Here is a 21,217-nt window from a genome sequence, read left to right as displayed (position 1 = left end):
GCGCGGATCGCAACTTCCTCACTCCCGTTCCCGCCGGCCACGCGGCGCATGCGGCCGCTCGATGGGCCGGCCGCCACGCTGGCGGCGCAGTTTCGCCTCCAGCGTGCTCGCCTGCTCCTCGCGCTCGTCACGCAGCTTGAGGTAGTTGCGCCAGCGCTCGGGCGACAGCTCGCCGCTGTCCAGCGCGGCCTGTACCGCGCAGCCGGGTTCGCTGCCGTGGCCGCAGTCGGCGAAGCGGCAGGCCTCGGCCAGTTCCTCGATGTCGGCGAACAGGTCGAGGTTTTCCTCGCCGGTGAGTTTCAGTTCGCGCATGCCGGGCGTGTCGATCAGGCAGCCGCCGGTGGGCAGCTGCAGCAGCGCGCGATGGGTGGTGGTATGGCGGCCGCGGCTGTCGTGGTGGCGCACCGCACCGATGGCCATCCTGTCGATACCGAGCAGGGTGTTGGTGAGCGTGGACTTGCCCGCACCGGAGGAGCCCACCAGCACCGCGCTGTCGCCGGGCTGCAGATAGGGTGCAAGCTGCGCCGCGCTGGCGGCGTCCTTGCCGTTGATCGCGTGGACGGCCGTGCCGGGCGCCAGCCGCGCGCGCAGCTCGGCGATGCGCTCGTCGGCTTCGGCATGCAGGTCGGACTTGCTGAGCAGCACCACCGGCCGCGCACCGGAATCCTCGACCAGCGACAGGTAGCGCTCGATGCGCGCGGGGTTGTAGTCGCCGTCCAGCCCGGTGAGCACCAGCACGTAGTCGATGTTGGTGGCGATGATCTGCCGCGCGTAGCGCTCGCCCGCGGCGGCACGCGACAGCACGCTGCGCCGGGGCAGCACGGTGACGATGTGCGGCGGCTGACCGGGCTCGATCTCCACGAAATCGCCCACCGCCGGCCGCTCGGCCGGATCGAGGCCGCGCTTCAGGAACTGCCCGGCCGGCTGCGCGCCGAAGCTGTGCTCGCCATCGTGCAGCTCGTAGCCGGTACGGTGCTGCGCCACCACCCGCGCCAGCCGGCGCCCGGCGCCCGGCACGGCTTCGCCGCGCCAGCCGATGCGCCGCAGCCGCTCTGTCGTTTCGGCATCCATCATGAGTCAGGGAATCCCGCCAGTGGGTCGATTATGCCCTGCCACCGAAATGCCCGCCCAGCGCCCGCGCACCGGCTCGCGCTGCAGCGCACCATGCTGCTAGCATCGGCGGCAATCCGGCTGTGGCGCCGGTTTCGAGGATTCCGGCGTTGGCTTCGATCAGACCCAGCACGCATCTGGCGGACGTGCGCTACGAGATCCGCGGTGCGCTCACCCGGCGCGCGCGCGAACTGGAGGCCGCCGGCCGCGACATCATCAAGCTCAACATCGGCAACCCGGGCCGCTACGGCTTCGAGACACCGGCGCACCTGCGCGAGGCGATCGCCGCGCACCTTGCCGACAGCGAGGCCTACGGCCACGAGCAGGGCCTGGAAGCGGCACGCGAGGCCATCGCCGCGCAGCAGCGCGCGCGTGGCGCGCGCCATGTGGACGTGGAGCGCGTCTTCATCGGCAACGGCGTCAGCGAACTGATCGACATCAGCCTGCGCGCCCTGTTGCAGCCGGGCGACGAGGTGCTGCTGCCCAGCCCCGACTATCCGCTGTGGAGCGCCGCCACCATCCTCAACGGCGGCAAGCCGCGCTACTACCGCTGCCTTGCGGAGAACGGCCACTTGCCCGATCCGGACGAGATCGAGGCGCTGGTCACCCCGCGCACCCGCGCCCTCGTCCTGATCAACCCGAACAATCCCACCGGCGCGGTCTACCCGCGCGCGCTGCTGGAGCGCATCGTGGCGGTGGCCGCGCGGCACAACCTGCTGCTGCTCGCCGACGAGATCTACGACGAGATCCTCTACGACGGCACGCCGTTCCAGCCGCTGGCGGAGGTAGCCGGCGAACTGCCCTGCGTGAGTCTCGGGGGCTTGAGCAAGGTGCACCGCGCCTGCGGCTACCGGATCGGCTGGCTGAGCCTGTCCGGCGCCCCAGCGCGCAGCGCCGAGTACCGCGACGCGCTGCAATTGCTGGCCGCGCTGCGCCTGTGCGCGAACGTCACCGCGCAGTGGGCGGTGATCCCGGCGCTCAGGGACGCCCCCACGATCACCGCGCTGACCGCTCCCGGCGGCCGGCTGCACGAGGCGCGCCAGGCCGTGCTCGACGGCGTGGCCGCGAGCGCCTGGCTCGACGTGGTGGCGCCCGCCGGCGCGCTGTACGCCTTCCCGCAGGTGCGCGCCGACCGCTTGCCTGCGTTCGACGACGAAGCCTTCGCGCTGCGCCTGCTGGAAGAGGAGCAGGTGCTGGTGGTGCCCGGCACCAGCTTCAACGTGCCGGCCAGCCGCCACCTGCGCCTCACCCTGTTGCCGCAGCCCGCACAGTTGCGCGAGGTGTTCGTGCGCATCGAACGGGTGCTGGCGCGCATGGCCGCCGAACAGCCGCGCCGCGTGGCTGTCGCTTGATCACCTACCTCGCCCTCGGCGACTCCTACACCATCGGCGAGGGCGTGCCGGCCGAAGGTCGCTGGCCGGTGCACTTGGCTGCGAGCCTGCGCAACGCAGGCGCGCCGGTGGCCGATCCGGTGATCCTCGCCACCACCGGCTGGACCACCGACGAGCTCTCCGCCGGGATGGATGGGGCTGATTTCGCGCCATCCTGGGGCCTGGTCAGCCTGCTGATCGGCGTCAACAACCAGTATCGCGGCCGCAGCGTGGAAGACTACCGCGGCGAGTTCCGGCACCTGCTGGAGCGCGCGGTCGCGCTGGCCGCGGGGCGCGGCGGCCGCGTGCTGGTGCTGTCCATCCCCGACTGGGGCGTTACCCCGTTCGCGCGCGAAAGCGGCCGCGACACCGCGCGCATCGCCGCGGAGCTCGACGCCTACAACGCCGTCGCCCGCGAAGAAACCCAGCGCCTCGGCGCGCACTGGGTGGACATCACGCCGATCTCGCGCGAACACCGCGACCTCCTCGCCGATGACGGCCTGCACCCTTCAGCCGCGCAGTACGCGCGCTGGGCGCAGGCGGCGCTGCCCGCCGCGCAGGCGATGCTCCAGACCTGAGCCCGCGGCTTGAAGCCGCACGGCGGCGCCGGCATATCGGCGGTATCATTGCCCCTCTTTGCCGGAGCTTCCCATGTCCCTCGACGCCACCACCCGCGAACGCATCGAATCCCTGCTGAAGAGCCACCGCGTGGTGCTGTTCATGAAGGGCAGCCGCTTCGCGCCGGCCTGCGGCTTCTCCGCCGCCGCGACCAATACGCTCAACGAACTGCTGCCCGAGTACCACACGGTGAACGTGCTGGAGGATCCGGAGATCCGCGAGGGCATCAAGGCCTACGGCGACTGGCCCACCATCCCGCAGCTCTACGTGGAGGGCGAGCTGGTCGGCGGCGCCGACATCATCCGCCAGATGTACGGCAGCGGCGAGCTGCACGCGCTGTTCGGCCTCGCCGCGCCGGATCGCACGCCGCCGGAGATCACCATCACCGACGCCGCCGCCAAGGCGATCCGCGAAGGCACCGCGAACGCGCAGGGTCTGGCGCTGCACCTGGAGATCGGCCCCGACCACAGCGCCGGTTTCCAGCTCGCTCCCGCCGGCGAGCACGACATCGTGGCGCATGCCAACGGCCTCGAGGTGCACTTCGATCCGGCCAGCGCCCAGCGTGCCAGGGGCATCGTGATCGACTGGGTTTCCACCGTGCAGGGCGAAGGCCTCAGCCTGAAATTCCCCGGCGCGCAGGAAGTGCGGCCGCTGACCGTGCAGGAGCTGCAGCAGCGCCTCGCCGCCGGCAGCATCACCCTGGTCGACGTGCGCCCCGCAGCCGCGCGCGCCCAGCTCGCCCCGCTGCCGCAGGCGCGCATCCTCGAAGACGAGGGCTACGAAGCGCTCGCCGCCCTGCCCAAGGACACCGCATTGGCCTTCATCTGCCAGCGCGGCATCTCCAGCCAGGGCGTGGCCGAACGCTTCGCCGCGCACGGCTTCAGCCGCGTGCACAACGTGGCTGGCGGCATGGAGGCATGGTCCAGCGAGGCGGCTGCAGACTGATAGCGACACCGGAGGGCTTTGGCCCCGAACCCCGTCGAGCCGCGCCACAACGGCACGCCTCGCAAGACAGACCCGCCGGCAGCGCCCCGCAAGGGCGCTGCTTTTTTATGGGTGAGGATCGCGAGCGCTGCCCACTCGTGGCCTCTTCCCTGCCCTTTGTGCCAGACGGGCCATGCCAGGAATGCCCGGGGATCATGGGCTGGCCCAACGACGACCGGTTGCTGGCCTCCGCGCGAGCCCCCCGCCGATCGCGGCAAAGTTCATCCCCCTCCTGCGGAGAAGCGCCGGAGGCGACACAAGACGGGCGCTCACCCGAGCCTCGCACGGCGCGATGTCGCCATTCCCGCCGCCGCATGGGCGTAATAAACCACGCGATTCACGAGAGAGTCACATTGGAGTCCCCCATTCCCGGGCCAGCCAGCAACGGATGGGCATGTTCAGCACGTCAAATTTGACCGATTCGCAAAATTTCACGACACATATCGAATTATATTTCGCCACCAGCCATGGCGGCACGTAAGAAGCAAATCATTGATAAAAAGAGATTTATCGGCGTATACGCATGTGACGAAAGTAGCGCGCCGCAAGATCGAGCAAGCAGACAGCAATAGCATTCGGAAATGCGCAAATTATTTTGAAATCGCATTAAATTTCATGCGCTTCGAATATGTTCGCAAGATGCTAAAAAAGCGTTGACAGATATTGAGAGACCGAACTAATTTCGGCTGCGGAAGGTGGTCTGGCCGGTTGCCTTTGCCTGCACGGAATGACGGTTCTTGGGTCGAGACAGTGAAGCGGCTTCCTTCGAGTTCGGTTTGCCCCTCGCGTCACCAACCGGCCGCGGCCTCTTGCATCCAACTCGGTCACTGTTTGTGGAGTGGCCGGAGTGAACGGTTTCTAGTCACCCATATCGGGTTGTCTTTTGGGGAGTTAAAGCAATGAACAAGCGCTTCATGCGAGAGAACCAGTACCGCCGCAATGCCCTGGCCACCGCCCTTGCGGTGGGTCTGGGCATCAGCGGCGTGGCCTACGGTCAGGCCACGACCGGTTCGGTCTTCGGCACCGCTCCAGTCGCGGCGGGCGAAACCGTCCGCATCGTCAACAACCAGACCGGGCTCACCCGCGAGGTGCCGGTCGACAGCAGCGGCCGCTTCAGCGCCAGCAACCTGCCGGTGGGCGACTACACCGTGTCGCTGATGCAGGGCGGCAACGTGGTCTCCTCGCGCGACCACGTGTCGGTGAGCGTGAGCGGCGGCGCCCAGGTGCCGTTCGCCGCCCCCTCGGCGGGCAAGAACATCCAGAACCTCTCCAGCGTCACGGTCACGGCCAACTCGCTTCCCGCGATCGACGTGTCCTCCACCCGTCAGAGCTCGGTGATCACCGCGCAGCAGCTGAAGCAGCTGCCGCTGGCGCGCAATGCCGAGTCCATCGCCGTGCTGGCGCCCGGCGTCGCCGGTGGCAACGCCAGCCTGGGCACCGGCCCGGCCGGCACCCCGCTGATCTCCTTCGGCGGCGACTCGACGGCGGAGAACGCGTACTACATCAACGGCTTCAACACCACCGACCCGGTGGGCAACGCGGGCGGCATCGCCCTGCCGTACTTCGCCATCGCCGAACAGCAGACCATCACCTCCGGCTACGGCGCCGAATACGGCCGCTCCACCGGCGGCGTGATCAGCCAGATCGGCCATCGCGGCGGCAACGATTTCCACGCCGGCGTCTATGTCACCTGGGCGCCGACCTGGGCACAGAGCACCTACGACAACATCCATTATGCGAACGCGGCGTCGACCACGGCGGGGCAGCAGCTCGGCGACATGTTCGTCAATCGCCGCAAGAACGAGGACTGGAGCCAGGTCTACGACGCCTACGTGTCGGGTCCGCTGATCAAGGACAAGCTGTTCTTCTACATCACGGCCGAGGCCCAGCACGACAGCAGCAAGACCACCGGCTCGGTCGATTCGCCTTACTACAACTCGTACAGCACCAGTCTGCCGAAGCTCTACGGCAAACTGGACTGGAACATCAACGACAACAACGTCCTTGAAGCCACCTACGCGTCGAGCAAGCTCGAAGACCTCTCGAACAACGCCTACGACTACGACTACAGCACGAACACCATTGGCAACTACCACGGTGTCAACAATCCGCTGTACTCGAGCAAGTTCAACATCGGCATCCTGAAGTACACCTCCTACATCACCGACAACCTCACGCTCAGCGTGCTGGCCGGCAAGATGAAGAGCACGTACTACAGCCGGCAGGTGGCCTATCCGGGCTTCGACCCGATGCTGGCGGGCGTATTGGGCGTTGCAAACCAGAACCCGATCGTTCCCGGCTCCGGCAACACGAACAACAACCCGCGCACCATCCCCTCTCCGGACCACAAGTCCACCGAGAACAACTTCCGTCTGGACCTCGACTGGAAGCTGGGCGACCACGACCTGAAGTTCGGCATCGACAACATGCGCAGCACGGACATCAGCGACGGCAGCATGAGCGCCGGTCCCGGCTACTACTGGATCTACGGCAAGCAAGGGGCGACGAACTTCTCCAAGCCCACTCTGTCGTGCAACGCATTGGGCCAGTGCGTCGACAACCCGATCAACTACCCCAACGGCGGCCCGGTGGGCACCGGCGCCACCGCCAACAGCTACTACGTCGTGAAGCGGACGTATGGCGGCGTGGCCTCGTTCACGGTGGAGCAGAAGGCGCAATACATCGAGGACAACTGGCAGGTCACGCCCAACCTGCTGCTGAACCTCGGCCTGCGCAACGACCAGTTCACCAACTACAGCGCCGGCAATCAGCCCTACATCAGGGAGACCACGCCGCAGTGGCAGCCGCGTCTGGGCTTCAGCTGGGACATCTTCGGTGACAGCAGCGCCAAGCTGTACGGCAACGTGGGGCGTTACTACCTGGCCTTGCCCACCGGCCTCGGCGTGCGCATGGCCGGCGCCAATGCCTACCTCAACGAGTACTACACCTATTCGTCCATCGACGCGAACGGCATTCCGCAGGGCCTGACCCAGGTTCACACGAGCGCGACGCCGTACTCGCCCGACGGCGAGTACGGCACGCCGAAGGACGCGAAGACGATCGCCGCCGCGGACCTGAAGCCGATGTACCAGGACGAGTACGTGCTGGGCTTCCAGAAGTCGCTCAACGCGTTCGGCCAGCCGCTGGTCTGGACCTCGCAGGCCACCTACGCGAAGATGAACAACATCATCGACGACACGGGTACGGTTCCCAACGCGCCTGCCGACGCGAATCCGATGGCGTACCAGACCGACATCCTGGTCAACCCCGGGCGCAGCAACACCATTCGCTACCTGGCGAACGACGGCACCTACAAGACCTACACCTGGAACCCGCACACGGCGTCTGACGGGTTTGTCACCGGCTTCCCCAAGGCGTTCCGCAAGTACTACAGCCTGGAAGAAGCGCTGGAGCATCCGTGGGACGGCAAGTGGATGGGCAAGATCGACTACGTGTTCGCCAAGAGCTACGGCACCACGGAAGGCCCGACCTACTCGCCGCTCGGCCAGACCAGCAACGCGTCTGCCGCCGCGGGTGGCGGCCAGTCCGGTTCGATCAGCGAGGCCTGGGACTTCCCCGCGCTGATGCAGTATTCGAACGGCGAGCTGCCCAACTCGCATCGCCACACGCTGAAGGCCTACGGCACCTATGCGATCACCCCCGAGTGGCTGGTCAGCGGCCTGTACATCGTCCAGTCGGGCGCACCCATCACCTGCCTGGGCTCCTGGGGTCCGACCCAGATCGATGCGGACGGTTACGGCGAGGCCTACCACTGGTGCGATGGCCAGCCGTCGCCTCCGGGCAAGGCCGGCCATCTGCCGTGGACCCATCAGCTCGACCTCTCCGTCAGCTACATCCCGGAGTGGGCTGGCAAGCACCTGACTCTCCAGGTGCAAGTCCAGAACGTGTTCAACGAACAGAAGGACACGGCCTACGTCATTACCCACGACTACTTGGGTGCGCCGGATACCTCGTACAAGCAGCCGCAGCCCGGTGTGCAGGCGGGTACCTATGCGGTGGAGCAGCCGCGCTACGCGGAGTTCAGCGTCAAGTACGACTGGTAAGAAGTCGGCTTCCGCAACCTGGCGGCATCGCATTCGATGCCGCCAAGTGGGGAAGCGGGAAGCAGAACGAACGAGGCCGCCGGGAAACCGGCGGCCTCGTCCGTTTCAGCGCGCGAGGCGGTCGCGCAGCGGCCGCAGCATTTCCAGATACGGCGTGCTGTGCGTCGTGTCGCGTTGAATGGGCTGTCGCACCTGCGCCGCACTGGCGGTGCTGAGCACTTCGCGCCGGGTCTGGTGCGGGGCGAGGCAGGCGGCATCGAAAGGCAGTTCGCAGAAGGCGAGCAGGCGGCGGATCTGCGCCTCGGGTTGTTGCACCAGGGCCTCGTACGGAAAGTCGAGTACCTGCCGCGGATGGCCTGCCAGCCAGAACGCGCTGAGGCGTTCGTAGTCGCGGTAGTACTCCGCCATTTCGTCGAGGTCGTAGCTGTAGTGCACGCCGTGCCGGAACAGGTGGCGGTAGCAGGAGAAGCAGGTTTCCACCGGATCGCGGTGGCACTGGATGATCTTTGCACCGGGCAGCATGAGGCGTGCGGCACCCAGCAGCGGCCAATTGGCGACGTTCTTGTCGGTGAAGCGGGGGCGCCGTTCGCGCCAGCGTGCGGTGCGCGCGAGATAGTCCCGACCCAGCCGGTACCAGTCGTCGGCGGTGGCTGCGTTCACCCACTGCGGGAAGGGCTGCCCGCGGCGGCGCGATTCGTCCTCGATGACCTGGGGCAGGTCAGGGATTTCATTGGCGCCCTCGACATCGGGATGCGTTGCGAGGATGTGCTCGACCAGCGTGGAACCCGAACGCGGCATGCTGGCGATGAGGATGACTTCATGACCCAGCGTGGGAACCATCGGCGCGGGTAACGGAGCACTGAAGGCCTCGATGATGCGATCGATCTGCGCGCGCTCGGCGGCGGCATCCCATGCCACCAGTCGCCGCTTGTCCGCATTCGCCCGGCGCAGCGCTTCAAAGGCGCCGGCGTAGTCTTGCTGGTCCTCCAGCGCCCGGAACAGGCTGAAGCCGAGCATCACCCGCGTATCGGGCGACAGGTCCGGCTGACGCAGGGCACGGCGGATCAGCTCGATGTCGGCAGGCCCCAGCGACTCGGTCTTGAGATTGGCCAGTCCGTGCCACGCTTCCGCGCGCTCGGGCTGTTGATCCAGCACGCGCCGGTACTCGGTCACCGCACGCGGAATGTCACCCTGCATGGTGGCGATGTCAGCCACGCCGATGCGGGCCAGCACGTGCCGCTCGTCCAACGCCAGGGCGCGACGGAAGGCCTGGCTGGCTTCCTGCAATTGCCCCTGCTGCTTCAGTGCCTTCCCGAGGTTGTACCAGGGCGCGGCCTGCCGCGATGCCAGCTCGCAAGCACGGTGCAGGTGCTGCAGCGCCTCTTCCAGTGCACCGGTGTCATGCAGCGCACAGCCCAGATACATCTGCATGTTGGCGTCGGCGGGACGTTGCGCCGCCGCCTTGTGCAGGAAATCGACCGCCCTGGCGTTGTCCCCGCGCATCAGGCAGGCAAGCCCGTACAGGAATTGCGCGTCGGCCAGTCCCGGCTCCAGGGCAAGCACCTGCGCGAGTGCCCGCTCGGCAAGTTCCGGCTGCTTCCGGTTGAGTGCCGCTCCGGCGTCCGCGAGCAGTCGGCGGGTCGCCGGCGACAATGGAGTCTGTTGTGGCATGAACCGGGAGTGCCCAAGGGGTGGTCGGAATCTGGCCTGGCTCGCACGACCCGCATCGGGACACGCCATCGGTGCGGTCACGTGCCAGCAGCCCGCCGATTGTCGCACGCGGCGCCGCCGGCCTTCGCCCCGGTCGCAGGTTCTTCCTCGCCTCTCGCCGTCCACAGCGGCAGCCTCGCCTGGATGCAGCCGAATCCCTCACTCCCCCTCGCCATCCTCCTCGAAGCGCAGGTGCTTCACGCTGCGTCCGTTGCGGCGGACCAGCTTGAGTGCCTCGATGCCGACACGGATGTGGGCCTCGACGTATTGCGCGGTGACCTTGCGATCGCTGGCTTCGGTCTTGACGCCCTCCGGGATCATCGGCTGGTCGGAGACCAGCAGCAGCGCGCCGCAGGGGATCTCGTTGGCGAAGCCGGCGGCGAAGATGGTGGCAGTCTCCATGTCGACCGCCATGCAGCGGGTGCGCCGCAGATAGGCCTTGAAGCCGTCGTCGTGCTCCCAGACCCGGCGGTTGGTGGTGTAGACGGTGCCGGTCCAGTAGTCGTGGCCAAGGTCGCGGATCATCGTGGAGACTGCGCGCTGCAGCTGGAACGCGGGCAGTGCCGGCACCTCGGGCGGCAGGTAATCGTTGCTGGTGCCCTCGCCGCGGATCGCCGCGATCGGCAGGATCAGGTCGCCGATCTGGTTCTTCTTCTTGAGCCCGCCGCACTTGCCCAGGAACAGCGCGGCCTTCGGCGCGATCGCGCCGAGCAGGTCCATCACGGTGGCGGCGTTGGGGCTGCCCATGCCGAAATTGATCAGGGTGATGCCGTCGGCGGTAGCGTTCGGCATCGGCCGGTCGCGGCCCTGCACCGCCACGCCATGCCAGTCGGCGAACAGGTCCACGTAGTGGCCGAAGTTGGTGAGCAGGATGTGCTGGCCGAAGCCTTCCAGCGGCGTGCCGGTGTAGCGCGGCAGCCAGTTGGCGACGATCTCGTGCTTTTCTTTCATGCGGCAGGGCCTTGTGCGACGGGTGCCTCCGCGCCGGCGGAGGGTGCCGGCGACGCCACGCCGGCGGGATCCTCGGGTCTGCCCCATTATGGCGGCACGCGGCAGCGGCCGGCCGGCCAAATTCGGCGCTCCCGCGTGTTATGTTGCAGAAGCCATTCTGAAGGGGATGACACATGCGCATGGGGCTGACCATGGATGCCGCCTGCGACCTGCCGCAGGCGTTTCTGCAGGAACACCACATCACGGTGATGCCGATCACCGTGAAGGTGGACGGCGAAACCTTCAGGGACGACCGCGACCCGGCGGAGATCCAGCGCTTCATCGACCGCCGCCTCGGCAGCCGCAGCCATTCCGCGGAAACCGAGCCGACCACGGCGGAGGAGGTGCAGCAGCTGTTCCTGCAGCGCCTGGTGCTGGAACAGGACTGCGTGTTCTGCCTCACCATCACCGCCACCCGCAGTCCGATCCACGACAACGTGGTGCGGGCCAGCTTCGCGGTGCTGCGCGGTTACCGCGAGGTACGCGAACCGGCCGGCATCCCCGGTCCGTTCCTGCTGCGGGTGGTCGACACCCGCAACATCTTCGCCGGTGCGGCGCCGGCGATCTGGGAGGCGGCCCGGCTGATCGCGGCGGACGAAGCGCCGGCCACGATCCGCGAACGGCTCAACCACGTCGCCAACCACAGCTACGGCTACATGCTGCCGCGCGACCTGTATTACCTGCGCGCCCGCGCCAAGAAGAAGAACGACCGCAGCGTGGGCCTGTTCAGCGCAGTGCTGGGCTCGGCACTGGACATCAAGCCGATCCTGCGCTGCTTCCGCGGCGAGACTGGACCGGTAGGCAAGGCGCGCGGCTTCGAACAGGGCGCGCAGCAGCTGTTCGACTACGCCGCCGCGCGCGTGCGTGCCGGCCTGCTGGTGCCGATGGTCTGCGTGAGCTACGGTGGCGACCTCGCCGTGCTGTCGCACCTGCCCGGCTACGCCGGCCTGCGCGCGGCCTGCGAGGAATGCGGCGTCACCCTGCTCGAAGCGCCGATGAGCATTACCGGCATGGTCAACGTGGGTGAGGGCGCAGTGACGCTCGGCTTCGCCGCCGAGGAGCACGAGGCCGCGTTCTGAGTCCAGGAACGCGGGGCCGCTCCGCCAAGGCATGGCCCCGCGCCTGCCCGCGACGCTCCGACGACACCCGCCACATGGCGGGTGGACGATGACGCGGGCCATCGTCGCCCCCGTCGCGGCGCATCATTGAACGACCCCCACCGCCACCGGCGGGCGGCTGTGGACAGCAGGAAGATCCCATTCGCATGACAACGAACCAGCCCCCGCCTTCGACGCCGGCACGCGACACCCGCCCGCCTCCGCCGGTGGCCCAACTGCTGCGCGAGGCAGGCAGGGCGCTGAGCCTCGACCAGGCCGCACTGGCCGAACAACTGCTGGAGCAGGCGTTGGCGCTCGCACCCGGCAGCGTCGAAATCCGGCGACTGATGGGCGTCGCCGCCTTGATGGGTGGCGACCACCCGCGCGCCATCTCGCATTTGTACAGCGCGCTTGCCGCCGGTCCGGACGATGCCATCGTCAACATGACGCTGGGCAACGCCCTGTTCGAGACCGGCGAAGCCGATGCCGGCCTGGCATGCCTGCAGCGCGCTTGCGAACTCGCCCCCGGGACCGCCGCGACCTGGTACAACTTCGGCCGCGCGCTGCAGGTGTCCTCCCGCATGGAGCAGGCCCGCGAAGCCCTGCAACGCGCGGTGACGATCGATCCTGGATACACGAGGGCACGCAACGCACTGGCCACCGTGCTGACCAACCTCGGCGACATAGCCTCCGCCGTGGCGATACTGCGTGAAACCCTGCGCATGCAGCCCGACAACGCCGACGCCTGGTTCGCCCTGGGCAACATGAAGACCGAATCCTTCGGCAACGGGGATGCCGCGCAACTGCGCAGCCTGTTCCGACGGCCCGGCGTCCCCGACGACCCGCGCATCCTGCTCGGCTTCACCCTTGCCAAGGCGATGGAAGACCAGGCCGACTACGCCGCAGCGTTCGATGCCGTGCGCGAGGCAAACGCCCTGAAGCGCCGACATCTGTACTGGGACCGGAACGAAGAGCATGCCCGCGTCGACGCCATCGCCAACGCGTTCTCCGCCCCGCTGCCCGCGCCGGTGGACGCCACGCTGGGGCAGGAGGTCATCTTCGTGGTGTGCCTGCCGCGCTCCGGCTCCACCCTGACCGAGCAGATCCTCGCTTCCCATCCGGAGGTCGTCGGCGGCGACGAGGTTCAGGTTCTGCCCGCGATCCTCGACGAGGAATCCGGCCGCCGCGGCATGCCCTTTCCGCAGTGGGTGAGTGCGGCGACCGCCGCGGACTGGCATCGCCTGGGCGAGGAATACCTGGCGCGCACCAGCCAGCGGCGCCTGCAGCATCCGCGCTTCACCGACAAGAACGTCAGCAACTGGGCGTTCGTGGGCGCGGCACTGGCGATGCTGCCCGGGGCCCGGGTGGTGAACTCGCGCCGCGATCCATTGGAAACCTGCTTTGCCGGCTACCGGCAGCTGTTCGCCACCGGCGTGCATTTCAGCTACGACCTGGACGATATGGTGGCCTATTTCGCCGGCTACGATCGCCTGAGCAGACTCTGGCGACGGAAATTCCCCCTGCAATACTTCGACCACGAGTACGAATCGCTGCAGCGGGATCCCGAAGGGCAGATTCGTCGCCTGCTGGATTTCTGCGGGCTTCCGTTCGACACCGCGTGTCTCGCCTTCCACCAGACCCCGCGCACCGTGCTGACCGTGAGTGCGGCCCAGGTGCGGCAGCCGCTGCGCCAGGACACCGCGCGCGCGCCGCTCTACGGCGACAAGCTGGAACCATTGCGCGCCAGGCTCCGCTCGGCCGGGCTGCTGCCGGCGGAGGCCTGACCTTCGGCGTGCAGCAAGGACTGCAGGCCCGCGCCCTCGGGCGCCTCCGCCCGGACTCCCGGCATGTGCGGGTTTCACGCGGGGCGGCAGCGGTCCGGCGGCATGACCGGCGCGGGCGAGGGCGCGGTGCCCCCGGCTGGCTCTGCCACCGGACACCGCGAGGCCGTATTCTGGGCCTCGTCCTCGCCTGGCCGTGGAGCGAACGATGCCGCGCCTGCCCATCCTGTCCGCCTGTCTCGCGCTGATCGGCGCAGGCCTGTGCGTGCCGGGTCATGCGCAGACGGTCTACAAATGCACGGGAACGCATGGCGAGGCGAGCTACCAGCCCACGCCCTGCCCCGGCGTGCAGCACCAGCGGCAGATCACCCTCGATGCCCAGCCTCCGGCACCGCCACCACCCACCGCACCCGTGGCCGTCGACAGCGCGCCACCCGTCGCCTACATCCCGCCGCCGACACCACCCACCGCGCCGATTCCCGTGCTGTACGAGTGCGTGCGCGCCACTGACGGCAAGACCTATCTCAGTGCCACCGGCGATCCGCCCGGCTATTACGCGCCGCTGGGCATCGTCGGCGTACCCACCTCGCTGACACAGCAATACAACGCGGCCAACCACATGGGCCGCGACCAGCCCAACGCGGCGATGGTCTCCGGCTACTACACCTGGGTGCGGGACAGCTGCCGCGAACTGAGCGCGGAGGAAACCTGTTCGGCACTGCGCAAGGACTGGGCCGAGAACGAGCACAAGCTGGGCCGCGCCTTCAAGAGCGACCAGCCGCCGCTGCTGAGGCGCGAAGCTGAACTGCGTGCCCAGCTGCAGGGTTGCGGCGGCCCCTGAGCAAGGCTTGCGCAACGCGTGGCAAGCCCTTGCCGCACAAGGCCGGCATCGAGTTGTCCACAGGCTTGCCGACAGGCTTTCCCCAGCCGCTGTGGAAAACCCGGCACGCCGCGCTCAGAAACCGTAGTTGAGGAAACCGCCGTCCACGCCCAGCACCTGGCCGGTGATGTAGCTGGCGGCGGGCAGGCACAGGAAGGCGATCGCCGCGGCCACCTCCTCCGGCTCGCCGATGCGTCGCAGCGGCGTGCGGTCCAGCACCTCTTCCAGATAATCCTCGTCGGCCAGCGCGGAGTCGGTGCGCTGGGTGCGGATGTACCACGGCGCCACCGCATTCACGCGGATGCCGTCCACCGCCCACTCCGCGGCAAGGTTGCGGGTAAGCTGGTGCAGCGCGGCCTTGCTCATGCCGTAGGGCGCGCCGGTGCGCACGTGGGTGACGCCGGACACCGAACCCACGTTGACGATCGCCGCGTTCGCATGCTGCACCAGCTGCGGATGCGCCAGCCGGCACATCTCGAAGGCGGCGAACAGGTTCAACTCGAAGATCGCACGGTAGTCCTCGCCGTCGTATTCCAGCGCCGGCTTCGGCACGTTGCCGCCGGCGTTGTTGACCAGCAGCGACAGCGGCAGGCCGAGGTCGGCCACCCAGTCGAACACCGCCAGCCGGTCCTCCGCGTCGGCGATGTCGGCGCCCAGCGCGTAGACCTCGATGCCCTCGTGCTCGTCAGCCAGTTCCACCCGCACCTGCTCGAGGTAATCCTCGTCGCGCGCCACCAGCAGCAGGTTCGCGCCCAGCCCGGCGAGCTCGCGCGCGGTGGCGTAGCCGATGCCCTTGCTGGCGCCGGTGACGAGGGCAGTGTGGCCATGCAGTTGCCAGGCGTCTATGCGGCTGTTCATGGGCCGAGCTTACACGATGGCCTTGCCGGCGGAACGATGCCGCGGGACACTCGCCGCCTGCATCCCTCGAGGCCTGCGCGATGAAAACCATGCTGCCGCTGCTCTGCCTGTTCGGCCTCGCCGCCTGCTCCGGCAAGCCGCCGGTGCCGCAGGCCGCTCCATCGCCTGCCGCCAGCAGCCATCGCGTCGCCACACCGTGGGATGCGATGAAGGCCAACGAGCAGCGCGCCAGGGACGTGCAGAAGATGGCGGACAAGCAGGCCGAGGAGCAGCGCAAGCAGATCGAGGCACAGACGCAATAGCACACCGCTCCGCGTTTGGACGTCTCGACGTCCATGCGCCTTGCCACGCAGCGCGTTTGGCTGCATCGTTCCGGCATGGATGCCGAAACCACCTGCGCGGCGGCCGCCGGGACGCCTCTGCTGGAAATCGACGCCGCCACCGTGCTGCGCGGCGGCCGGCCCGTGCTCGACCGCCTCAGCCTGCGCGTCGACACGGGCCGGCATACCGCGATCCTCGGCGCCAACGGTTCGGGCAAGTCCACGCTGGTGCAGCTGATCGCGCGCCAGCTCTACCCGCTGGCGCCCGGCGACGGCCGCAGCCCGGTGCGGGTGTTCGGCCGCGGGCACTGGAACGTGGCCGAGTTGCGCGGCCTGCTCGGCATCGTCTCGCCGGCGCTGCAGCACGACTACACCAGCGAGGCGCCGCTGGAGGTGTTCGACGCGGTGGTTTCCGGCTTCTTCGCCGCGCGCGGACTGGGACTGCACCAGCAGGCCAGCGCGGGCATGCGCGAACGCGCGCGCGATGCGCTCGACCAGCTCGGTGCCGGCCACCTGGCGGGCCGCACGATGGCCAGCCTGTCCACCGGCGAGGCACGCCGCGTGCTGATCGCCCGCGCGCTGGTGCACCGCCCGCGCGCGCTGCTGCTGGACGAACCCTGCGCGGGCCTGGATCTCGCCAGCCGCCGCCGCTTCCTGGAAAGCCTGCGCGCGTTGGCGCGCGGCGGCACCACGCTGCTGCTGGTGACCCATCACGTCGAAGAGATCCTCCCCGAGATCGACCAGGTACTGCTGCTCCGGCACGGCCGGGTGCTGCGCCAGGGCAACAAGGCCGCCACGCTCACCGATGCCGCGCTGGGCGAGGCGTTCGAGATGCCGGTCCGCGTGCGGCGGCACGGCGACTGGTATGCGGCCGCGATCGACTGATCACATCGGCGGGAAGGGTTCAGGGTTTCGCGAGGCGGAGCGGCCGGTGGAGCGATCCGGCCGCCGGGCGCGCGGACCGCGAAAGATTTCGACAGCGGCGGCCGGCGACGCCCAGTAGGGTGCGTGGCATGCGGCGTCCAGCGCCGCGGTCCCCCTCCGCCAAGCGATCCCGTCCATGCCCCTGCCGAACACTCCCTTCCTCGACGCATTGCGCGCCGACGGCCCCGATCCCCGCCTCGCCGACGCCCTGCAGCTCTACGGCCGCTTCGTCGGCAGCTGGGACGCGGCAATCGTCGACCATGGCGCCGACGGACACATGCTGCATTCCACCGCCGAATGGCACTTCGGCTGGGTGCTGCAAGGCCTGGCGATCCAGGACGTGTGGATCGCGCCCACCCGCGGCACGCCGCAGGCATCGCTGCCTTCGGGCTACCTCTACCGCTACGGCAGCACGCTACGCCTGTACGAGCCCGCTCGGCAGCAATGGCGGATCACCTGGGCCGACCCGTCGCTCGGCCTGTACGTGACGCAGATCGGGCGCGCGCAGGGCGACGACATCGTGCAGGAAGGCCGTGCCGCGGACGGCGTGCCGATGCGCTGGAGCTTCCGCGAGATCCGCCCCGACAGCTTCCGCTGGCTGGGCGAGGTCTCCGACGACGACGGCGCCAGCTGGCGCCTGCGGCTGGAGATGCGGGCACGCCGCCGCTGACCCCCAACCATCCACCAGGGAGACTTCCATGTACGACCATGTCGGACTCAAAGTACGCGACCTCGACGCCAGCGTGCACTTCTACCAGGCAGCGCTGGAGCCGCTGGGCCTCGTGCTGTGCTCGCGCGACCAGGGCTGCGCCGGCTTCGGGCCGCCCGGGGCGCCGGCGCTGTGGCTGTATCGCGACGCTGGCGCCGCAGCGGGAACGCACGTCGCGTTCTGCGCGAAGGCCCGTGCCGCGGTCGACCGCTTCCATGCCGCGGGGCTCGCTGCCGGCGCGCGCGACCACGGTGCACCGGGCCTGCGGGCGGACTACGCGCCGGGCTACTACGCCGCCTTCCTGCTCGATCCGGATGGCCACAATGTGGAAGCGGTCTGCATGGCGTGAGACCGGAGCATCGTCCCGGCATTGCCGGGATGATGCAGACCCCGCGGAGTGGTTGAACGGGCTCTCAGTGCGGCGAGCAGAAGCAGTACGCGTAGACGTTCGGCGTGCCGGCCTTCGCGTCGCGCAGCAGCGACAGCTCCGGCGCCAGCGCGTGGACCTGCGCGAACCACGGCGGCAGCCGCAGCCCCCAGGACCGCAGCAGCTCGATGCCGGCGTTCTGGCTGAAGCCGACCAGGAAACGCTCGAACGTGCCCAGCGGCGCCCGCTGGTAGCGCACCGGGTAGCCCTTGCCCAGCCTGGCGAGGCCGGCGGCCTCGGCCACCGCATCGCCGAGGCCGCCGAGCTGGTCGACCAGGCCGCGGTCGAGCGCCTGGCTGCCGGTCCACACGCGGCCCTGCGCGATCGCATCGATGTCGGCGAAGCTCTTGCCGCGCGCCTTGGCCACGCCGCCGACGAAGTCACGGTAGCCCTTGTCGATGATCGCCTGAATCACCGTGCCCACCTTGGGGTCGAGCGGGCGGGTGATGTCGAACGCGCCGGCCATCGGCCCGGTGGCCACGCCGTCGCTCTTGATGCCCAGCTTGGCCAGCGTGTTCGGTACGGTGTAGTACATACCGAAGATGCCGATCGAGCCGGTGATGGTGTTCGGCTCGGCCACGATGCGGTTGGCGTTCATCGAGATCCAGTAGCCGCCGCTGGCGGCCACGTCGCCCATCGATACCACCACCGGGATGCCGGCCTCGCGGGTGAGCTCCACCTCGCGGCGGATCTGTTCGGCGGCATACACCTCGCCGCCGGGCGAGTCCACGCGCAGCACCAGCGCCCGGGTGCGCTTGTCCTCGCGCGCGGCGCGGATCAGCGCGGCGGTGGATTCGCCGCCGATCGAACCCGGCGGACGCTTGCCGCCCGCGATCTCGCCTTCGGCCACCACCACCGTCACGCCCGGCGCGAACAGGCTGCCGTCCTGCGGCAGGCCGGCGGCGTAGTGCGCCAGGTCCACCGCGCGGAAACCGTGGCCGTTCTTCGCGGCAGGCACGCCCTGGGCATGCAGCATCGCGATCAGCTGGGCGCGGGTGGCGGTGCCGTCGATCAGGTGTTCGTTGAGCGCCAGTTGCGCGAGATCGCCCTGGGTGCTGGCGATGGTCTGCGGCAGATTGTCGATGTCGGTGCGCAACGCCGCGGGATCGAGCTTGCGCAGCTTCGCCACCTCGGCGACGTATTCGTCCCACAGCCCGCCCATCCAGTAACCGTCGGCCTCCTTGGCGGCCGGCGAGGCGTGATCGAGGATGTACGGCTCGGCCGCGCTCTTGAACTGGCCCACGCGGAACAGGTGCACGTCCACGCCGAGCTTGTCGAGCAGGTCCTTGTAGAACAGCCGGTAGTTGGCCAGGCCGGTCAGCAGCAGGCTGCCCTGCGGATCGAGCAGCACGCGGTCGGCATGGGCGGCGAGGTAGTACTGGCCCTGGTCCAGGTTCGCCGCCCAGGCGATCACCGGCTTGCCGGTGGCGCGGAAACGGTCCAGCGCCGCGCCCACCTCGCGCAGCGCGGCGAAGCCGCCGGCGTGCAGTTCGCCGGGCAACAGCAGGATGCGGCTGATGCGTTTGTCGTGCGCCGCGGCGTCGATGCTGCCAACCAGGTCACGCAGTTGCACCTGCTCCGGCTTGTTGCCGGACAGCCGCGCCAGCGCACGCTGCAACGGGTCGATGCTGTACTGCTCGACCAGTTGCCCTTCCGGCTGCAGCACCAGCACGCTGCCGCTCGCCACTTCGCGCGACGCGCGGTCGCCGGCGATGCCGCCAACGACCAGCAGCAGCACGATCAGCAACAGGAAGAAGAACACCGTGTTGATGATCAGCAGGCGCACCACGTTGATGCCGCGACCGATCCCGCACAGCACGGCCCAGAAACCTTGCCGACGCGGCGGCGGCGTGGGCGAAGGCGAGGGGCGGGACGGCATGGGCGGCGGCGGCATCGGTGCGGATTCCACGGTGGACGCGCCTAGCGTAGCCGTTCGCGCGCCGTCACGTCAGGCCGGGGCGGCCTGTGTCGGTGCCTCCGGCGCCACCGGCATGTGCCGCCGCCAGCGCTCGCGCCAGGCGCTGCGCCAGAAACGCGTGAACAGCATCGCAGCCGCCACGCTGAGGCCGGCGATCAGGCCCATCCACATGCCGCGCGCGCCGAGGCCGCAGTGGAAGCCCAGCCACCAGCCGACGGGCATGCCCACGCCCCAGTAGGCAAACAGCGTGATGGCCATCGGCACGCGGGTGTCCTTGAGCCCGCGCAGCGCCCCGTTCGCGGCCACCTGGATGCCGTCGGAGAACTGGAACAGCCCCGCCAGCACGATCAGCTGCGCCGCCAGCGCAATCACCCTGCGGTCGTGCGTGTACAGCGTGGCGATGAAATGCGGCAGGGTCAGCATCAGCGTGGCGGACACCAGCTGGGTCGCGAGGGTAAGGGCGATGCCGCAGAAGCCGGCGTAGCGCACGCCACTGGCGTCGCCGCGGCCCACCGCGTTGCCCACCCGCACGGTGATCGCCATCGCCAGCCCCAGCGGGATCATGAAGAACAGCGCGGCGACGTTGAGCGCAACCTGGTGGCTGGCGATCACGTCCTCGCCCAGCGTGCTGATGATCAGCGCGGTGGCCACGAACAGGCCACCCTCGGCCAGCAGCGTCACCGCCATCGGCGCGCCGACGTGCAGCAGCGCGCTGATGCGCCGCCAGTGCGGCCACTCGAAGCGCTCCAGCAGGTTCAGCCCGCGGTAGTTGCGGTGCTTCAGCACGTACACCGCGAAGCCCGTCATCTCCAGCCACAGCACGGTGGCGGTGGCGATGCCGCAGCCGTGCGCGCCCTGCGGCGGGATGCCCAGCTTGCCGAACATCAGCACGTAGCCCAGCGGCACCAGCAGAGCCAGGCCGCCGAAGCTGAACATCATCGACGGTCGGGCCAGCGACAACCCCTCGGACAATCCGCGCAGCGCGAAGTAGCAGGTCAGCGCGGGCGCGCCCCAGCTGATCGCGGCGAGGAAGCGCTCCACGTCGTGGCGCAGGCTCGGCGTCACGCCGATCAGGTCGATCAGCGGCCCCGCGTGGCGCACCGCGAACCACAGCAGCACGCCCACGACCAGCGCCAGCCATAGCGCCTGGCGGAACACGCCGCCCACGTCAAAGCGCCGCCCGGCGCCGTCCAGCTGCGCCACCGAGGGCGGCACCGCCATCATCACGCCGATGCCGCAGACGATCGCCAGCGACCAGATGCTGGCGCCCACTGCAACCGCACCCAGCACGTGGGCGCCGACGTGGCCGGAGAGCACCGCGTCGATCACGTTGCTGCCGACCGCGGCGAGCTGGGCCAGGACCAGCGGAATGGCGAGGCGCACGGTGGCGCCGATCTCGTGCCGCACGCGGGCACGCTCGGGGCGAAACGGTTTCATGGAATGCGGCTCCGGCGGAA

17 protein-coding genes are annotated in these 21,217 nt (G+C 68.9%); 11 read left to right on the top strand and 6 right to left on the bottom strand.

Annotated elements, in window-relative coordinates; all coding sequences use genetic code 11:
* Positions 1-18: 18 nt before the first annotated feature.
* Positions 19-1,074, bottom strand: a complete 1,056-nt coding sequence (gene rsgA, locus ACQGNW_RS05915) for a ribosome small subunit-dependent GTPase A (protein WP_426662202.1) — start codon at positions 1,072-1,074, stop codon at positions 19-21.
* A 146-nt stretch (positions 1,075-1,220) separates the two neighbouring features.
* On the opposite strand from rsgA, the gene ACQGNW_RS05910 reads away from it, so the two are divergent.
* From ACQGNW_RS05910 to ACQGNW_RS05895, 4 genes are all read left to right on the top strand, one after another.
* Positions 1,221-2,462, top strand: coding sequence for an aminotransferase class I/II-fold pyridoxal phosphate-dependent enzyme (locus tag ACQGNW_RS05910; protein ID WP_426662201.1), 1,242 nt, complete (start codon positions 1,221-1,223; stop codon positions 2,460-2,462).
* On the top strand, positions 2,459-3,058 hold the full coding sequence (locus ACQGNW_RS05905; RefSeq protein ID WP_426662200.1) for an SGNH/GDSL hydrolase family protein: 600 nt from the start codon (positions 2,459-2,461) through the stop codon (positions 3,056-3,058). Before ACQGNW_RS05910 ends, ACQGNW_RS05905 begins: the two co-directional genes overlap by 4 nt.
* Positions 3,059-3,131: 73 nt before the next feature.
* Positions 3,132-4,043: a Grx4 family monothiol glutaredoxin gene (gene grxD, locus ACQGNW_RS05900; protein WP_426662199.1), complete on the top strand. Its 912-nt coding sequence runs from the start codon at positions 3,132-3,134 to the stop codon at positions 4,041-4,043.
* Positions 4,044-4,981: 938 nt separating this feature from the next.
* Positions 4,982-8,146 (top strand): TonB-dependent receptor, encoded by a 3,165-nt coding sequence (locus ACQGNW_RS05895; protein ID WP_426662198.1) that lies wholly within the window; start codon positions 4,982-4,984, stop codon positions 8,144-8,146.
* A gap of 105 nt (positions 8,147-8,251) precedes the next feature.
* Here ACQGNW_RS05895 and ACQGNW_RS05890 read toward each other — a convergent pair whose 3' ends face one another.
* Positions 8,252-9,817, bottom strand: a complete 1,566-nt coding sequence (locus tag ACQGNW_RS05890; protein WP_426662197.1) for a sulfotransferase family protein — start codon at positions 9,815-9,817, stop codon at positions 8,252-8,254.
* A 198-nt stretch (positions 9,818-10,015) separates the two neighbouring features.
* On the bottom strand, positions 10,016-10,807 hold the full coding sequence (locus tag ACQGNW_RS05885; RefSeq protein WP_426662196.1) for an AMP nucleosidase: 792 nt from the start codon (positions 10,805-10,807) through the stop codon (positions 10,016-10,018).
* A 173-nt stretch (positions 10,808-10,980) separates the two neighbouring features.
* Here ACQGNW_RS05885 and ACQGNW_RS05880 point away from each other — a divergent pair, with 173 nt between their 5' ends.
* The 3 genes from ACQGNW_RS05880 (at position 10,981) to ACQGNW_RS05870 (ending at position 14,565) form a co-directional block, all read left to right on the top strand.
* On the top strand, positions 10,981-11,925 hold the full coding sequence (locus ACQGNW_RS05880) for a DegV family protein (RefSeq protein ID WP_426662195.1): 945 nt from the start codon (positions 10,981-10,983) through the stop codon (positions 11,923-11,925).
* Positions 11,926-12,110: 185 nt separating this feature from the next.
* On the top strand, positions 12,111-13,727 hold the full coding sequence (locus ACQGNW_RS05875) for a tetratricopeptide repeat-containing sulfotransferase family protein (protein WP_426662194.1): 1,617 nt from the start codon (positions 12,111-12,113) through the stop codon (positions 13,725-13,727).
* Positions 13,728-13,932: 205 nt separating this feature from the next.
* Positions 13,933-14,565 (top strand): DUF4124 domain-containing protein, encoded by a 633-nt coding sequence (locus ACQGNW_RS05870; RefSeq protein ID WP_426662193.1) that lies wholly within the window; start codon positions 13,933-13,935, stop codon positions 14,563-14,565.
* A 114-nt stretch (positions 14,566-14,679) separates the two neighbouring features.
* Here ACQGNW_RS05870 and ACQGNW_RS05865 read toward each other — a convergent pair whose 3' ends face one another.
* Positions 14,680-15,462 (bottom strand): SDR family oxidoreductase, encoded by a 783-nt coding sequence (locus ACQGNW_RS05865; protein WP_426662192.1) that lies wholly within the window; start codon positions 15,460-15,462, stop codon positions 14,680-14,682.
* Positions 15,463-15,542: 80 nt separating this feature from the next.
* On the opposite strand from ACQGNW_RS05865, the gene ACQGNW_RS05860 reads away from it, so the two are divergent.
* The 4 genes from ACQGNW_RS05860 to ACQGNW_RS05845 all read left to right on the top strand — a co-directional run bounded on the left by ACQGNW_RS05860 (position 15,543) and on the right by ACQGNW_RS05845 (position 17,764).
* Positions 15,543-15,764, top strand: coding sequence for a hypothetical protein (locus tag ACQGNW_RS05860; RefSeq protein ID WP_426662191.1), 222 nt, complete (start codon positions 15,543-15,545; stop codon positions 15,762-15,764).
* A gap of 75 nt (positions 15,765-15,839) precedes the next feature.
* The gene (locus ACQGNW_RS05855) at positions 15,840-16,667 is read left to right on the top strand and encodes an ABC transporter ATP-binding protein (protein WP_426662190.1); all 828 of its coding nucleotides are present in this window, start codon (positions 15,840-15,842) and stop codon (positions 16,665-16,667) included.
* A 175-nt stretch (positions 16,668-16,842) separates the two neighbouring features.
* Complete coding sequence (locus ACQGNW_RS05850; RefSeq protein WP_426662189.1) at positions 16,843-17,376, top strand: hypothetical protein; 534 nt, start codon at positions 16,843-16,845, stop codon at positions 17,374-17,376.
* Positions 17,377-17,404: 28 nt separating this feature from the next.
* A complete protein-coding gene (locus ACQGNW_RS05845) occupies positions 17,405-17,764 on the top strand; it encodes a VOC family protein (protein WP_426662188.1) in 360 nt (119 codons plus the stop codon).
* A gap of 64 nt (positions 17,765-17,828) precedes the next feature.
* On the opposite strand, the gene sppA is transcribed toward ACQGNW_RS05845, so the two are convergent.
* A complete protein-coding gene (gene sppA / locus ACQGNW_RS05840; protein ID WP_426662187.1) occupies positions 17,829-19,721 on the bottom strand; it encodes a signal peptide peptidase SppA in 1,893 nt (630 codons plus the stop codon).
* A gap of 69 nt (positions 19,722-19,790) precedes the next feature.
* Entirely contained in the window at positions 19,791-21,197 is a 1,407-nt protein-coding gene (locus ACQGNW_RS05835; RefSeq protein ID WP_426662186.1) for an MATE family efflux transporter, read from the bottom strand.
* Positions 21,198-21,217: the final 20 nt, after the last annotated feature.

Source organism: Rhodanobacter aciditrophus, assembly GCF_050026795.1.
GTDB lineage: Bacteria > Pseudomonadota > Gammaproteobacteria > Xanthomonadales > Rhodanobacteraceae > Rhodanobacter_A.
The sequence above is the reverse complement of the archived record's forward strand: the minus strand, read 5'-3'. Positions and strand labels throughout refer to the sequence as shown.

Coding starts and splice junctions, on each gene's coding strand:
- rsgA (WP_426662202.1), bottom strand. CDS start 1,074: ATGATGGATGCCGAAACGACAGAGCGGCTGCGGCGCATCGGCTGGCGC.
- grxD (WP_426662199.1), top strand. CDS start 3,132: ATGTCCCTCGACGCCACCACCCGCGAACGCATCGAATCCCTGCTGAAG.
- ACQGNW_RS05895 (WP_426662198.1), top strand. CDS start 4,982: ATGAACAAGCGCTTCATGCGAGAGAACCAGTACCGCCGCAATGCCCTG.
- ACQGNW_RS05890 (WP_426662197.1), bottom strand. CDS start 9,817: ATGCCACAACAGACTCCATTGTCGCCGGCGACCCGCCGACTGCTCGCG.
- ACQGNW_RS05885 (WP_426662196.1), bottom strand. CDS start 10,807: ATGAAAGAAAAGCACGAGATCGTCGCCAACTGGCTGCCGCGCTACACC.
- ACQGNW_RS05880 (WP_426662195.1), top strand. CDS start 10,981: ATGCGCATGGGGCTGACCATGGATGCCGCCTGCGACCTGCCGCAGGCG.
- ACQGNW_RS05875 (WP_426662194.1), top strand. CDS start 12,111: ATGACAACGAACCAGCCCCCGCCTTCGACGCCGGCACGCGACACCCGC.
- ACQGNW_RS05870 (WP_426662193.1), top strand. CDS start 13,933: ATGCCGCGCCTGCCCATCCTGTCCGCCTGTCTCGCGCTGATCGGCGCA.
- ACQGNW_RS05865 (WP_426662192.1), bottom strand. CDS start 15,462: ATGAACAGCCGCATAGACGCCTGGCAACTGCATGGCCACACTGCCCTC.
- ACQGNW_RS05860 (WP_426662191.1), top strand. CDS start 15,543: ATGAAAACCATGCTGCCGCTGCTCTGCCTGTTCGGCCTCGCCGCCTGC.
- ACQGNW_RS05855 (WP_426662190.1), top strand. CDS start 15,840: ATGGATGCCGAAACCACCTGCGCGGCGGCCGCCGGGACGCCTCTGCTG.
- ACQGNW_RS05850 (WP_426662189.1), top strand. CDS start 16,843: ATGCCCCTGCCGAACACTCCCTTCCTCGACGCATTGCGCGCCGACGGC.
- ACQGNW_RS05845 (WP_426662188.1), top strand. CDS start 17,405: ATGTACGACCATGTCGGACTCAAAGTACGCGACCTCGACGCCAGCGTG.
- sppA (WP_426662187.1), bottom strand. CDS start 19,721: ATGCCGTCCCGCCCCTCGCCTTCGCCCACGCCGCCGCCGCGTCGGCAA.
- ACQGNW_RS05835 (WP_426662186.1), bottom strand. CDS start 21,197: ATGAAACCGTTTCGCCCCGAGCGTGCCCGCGTGCGGCACGAGATCGGC.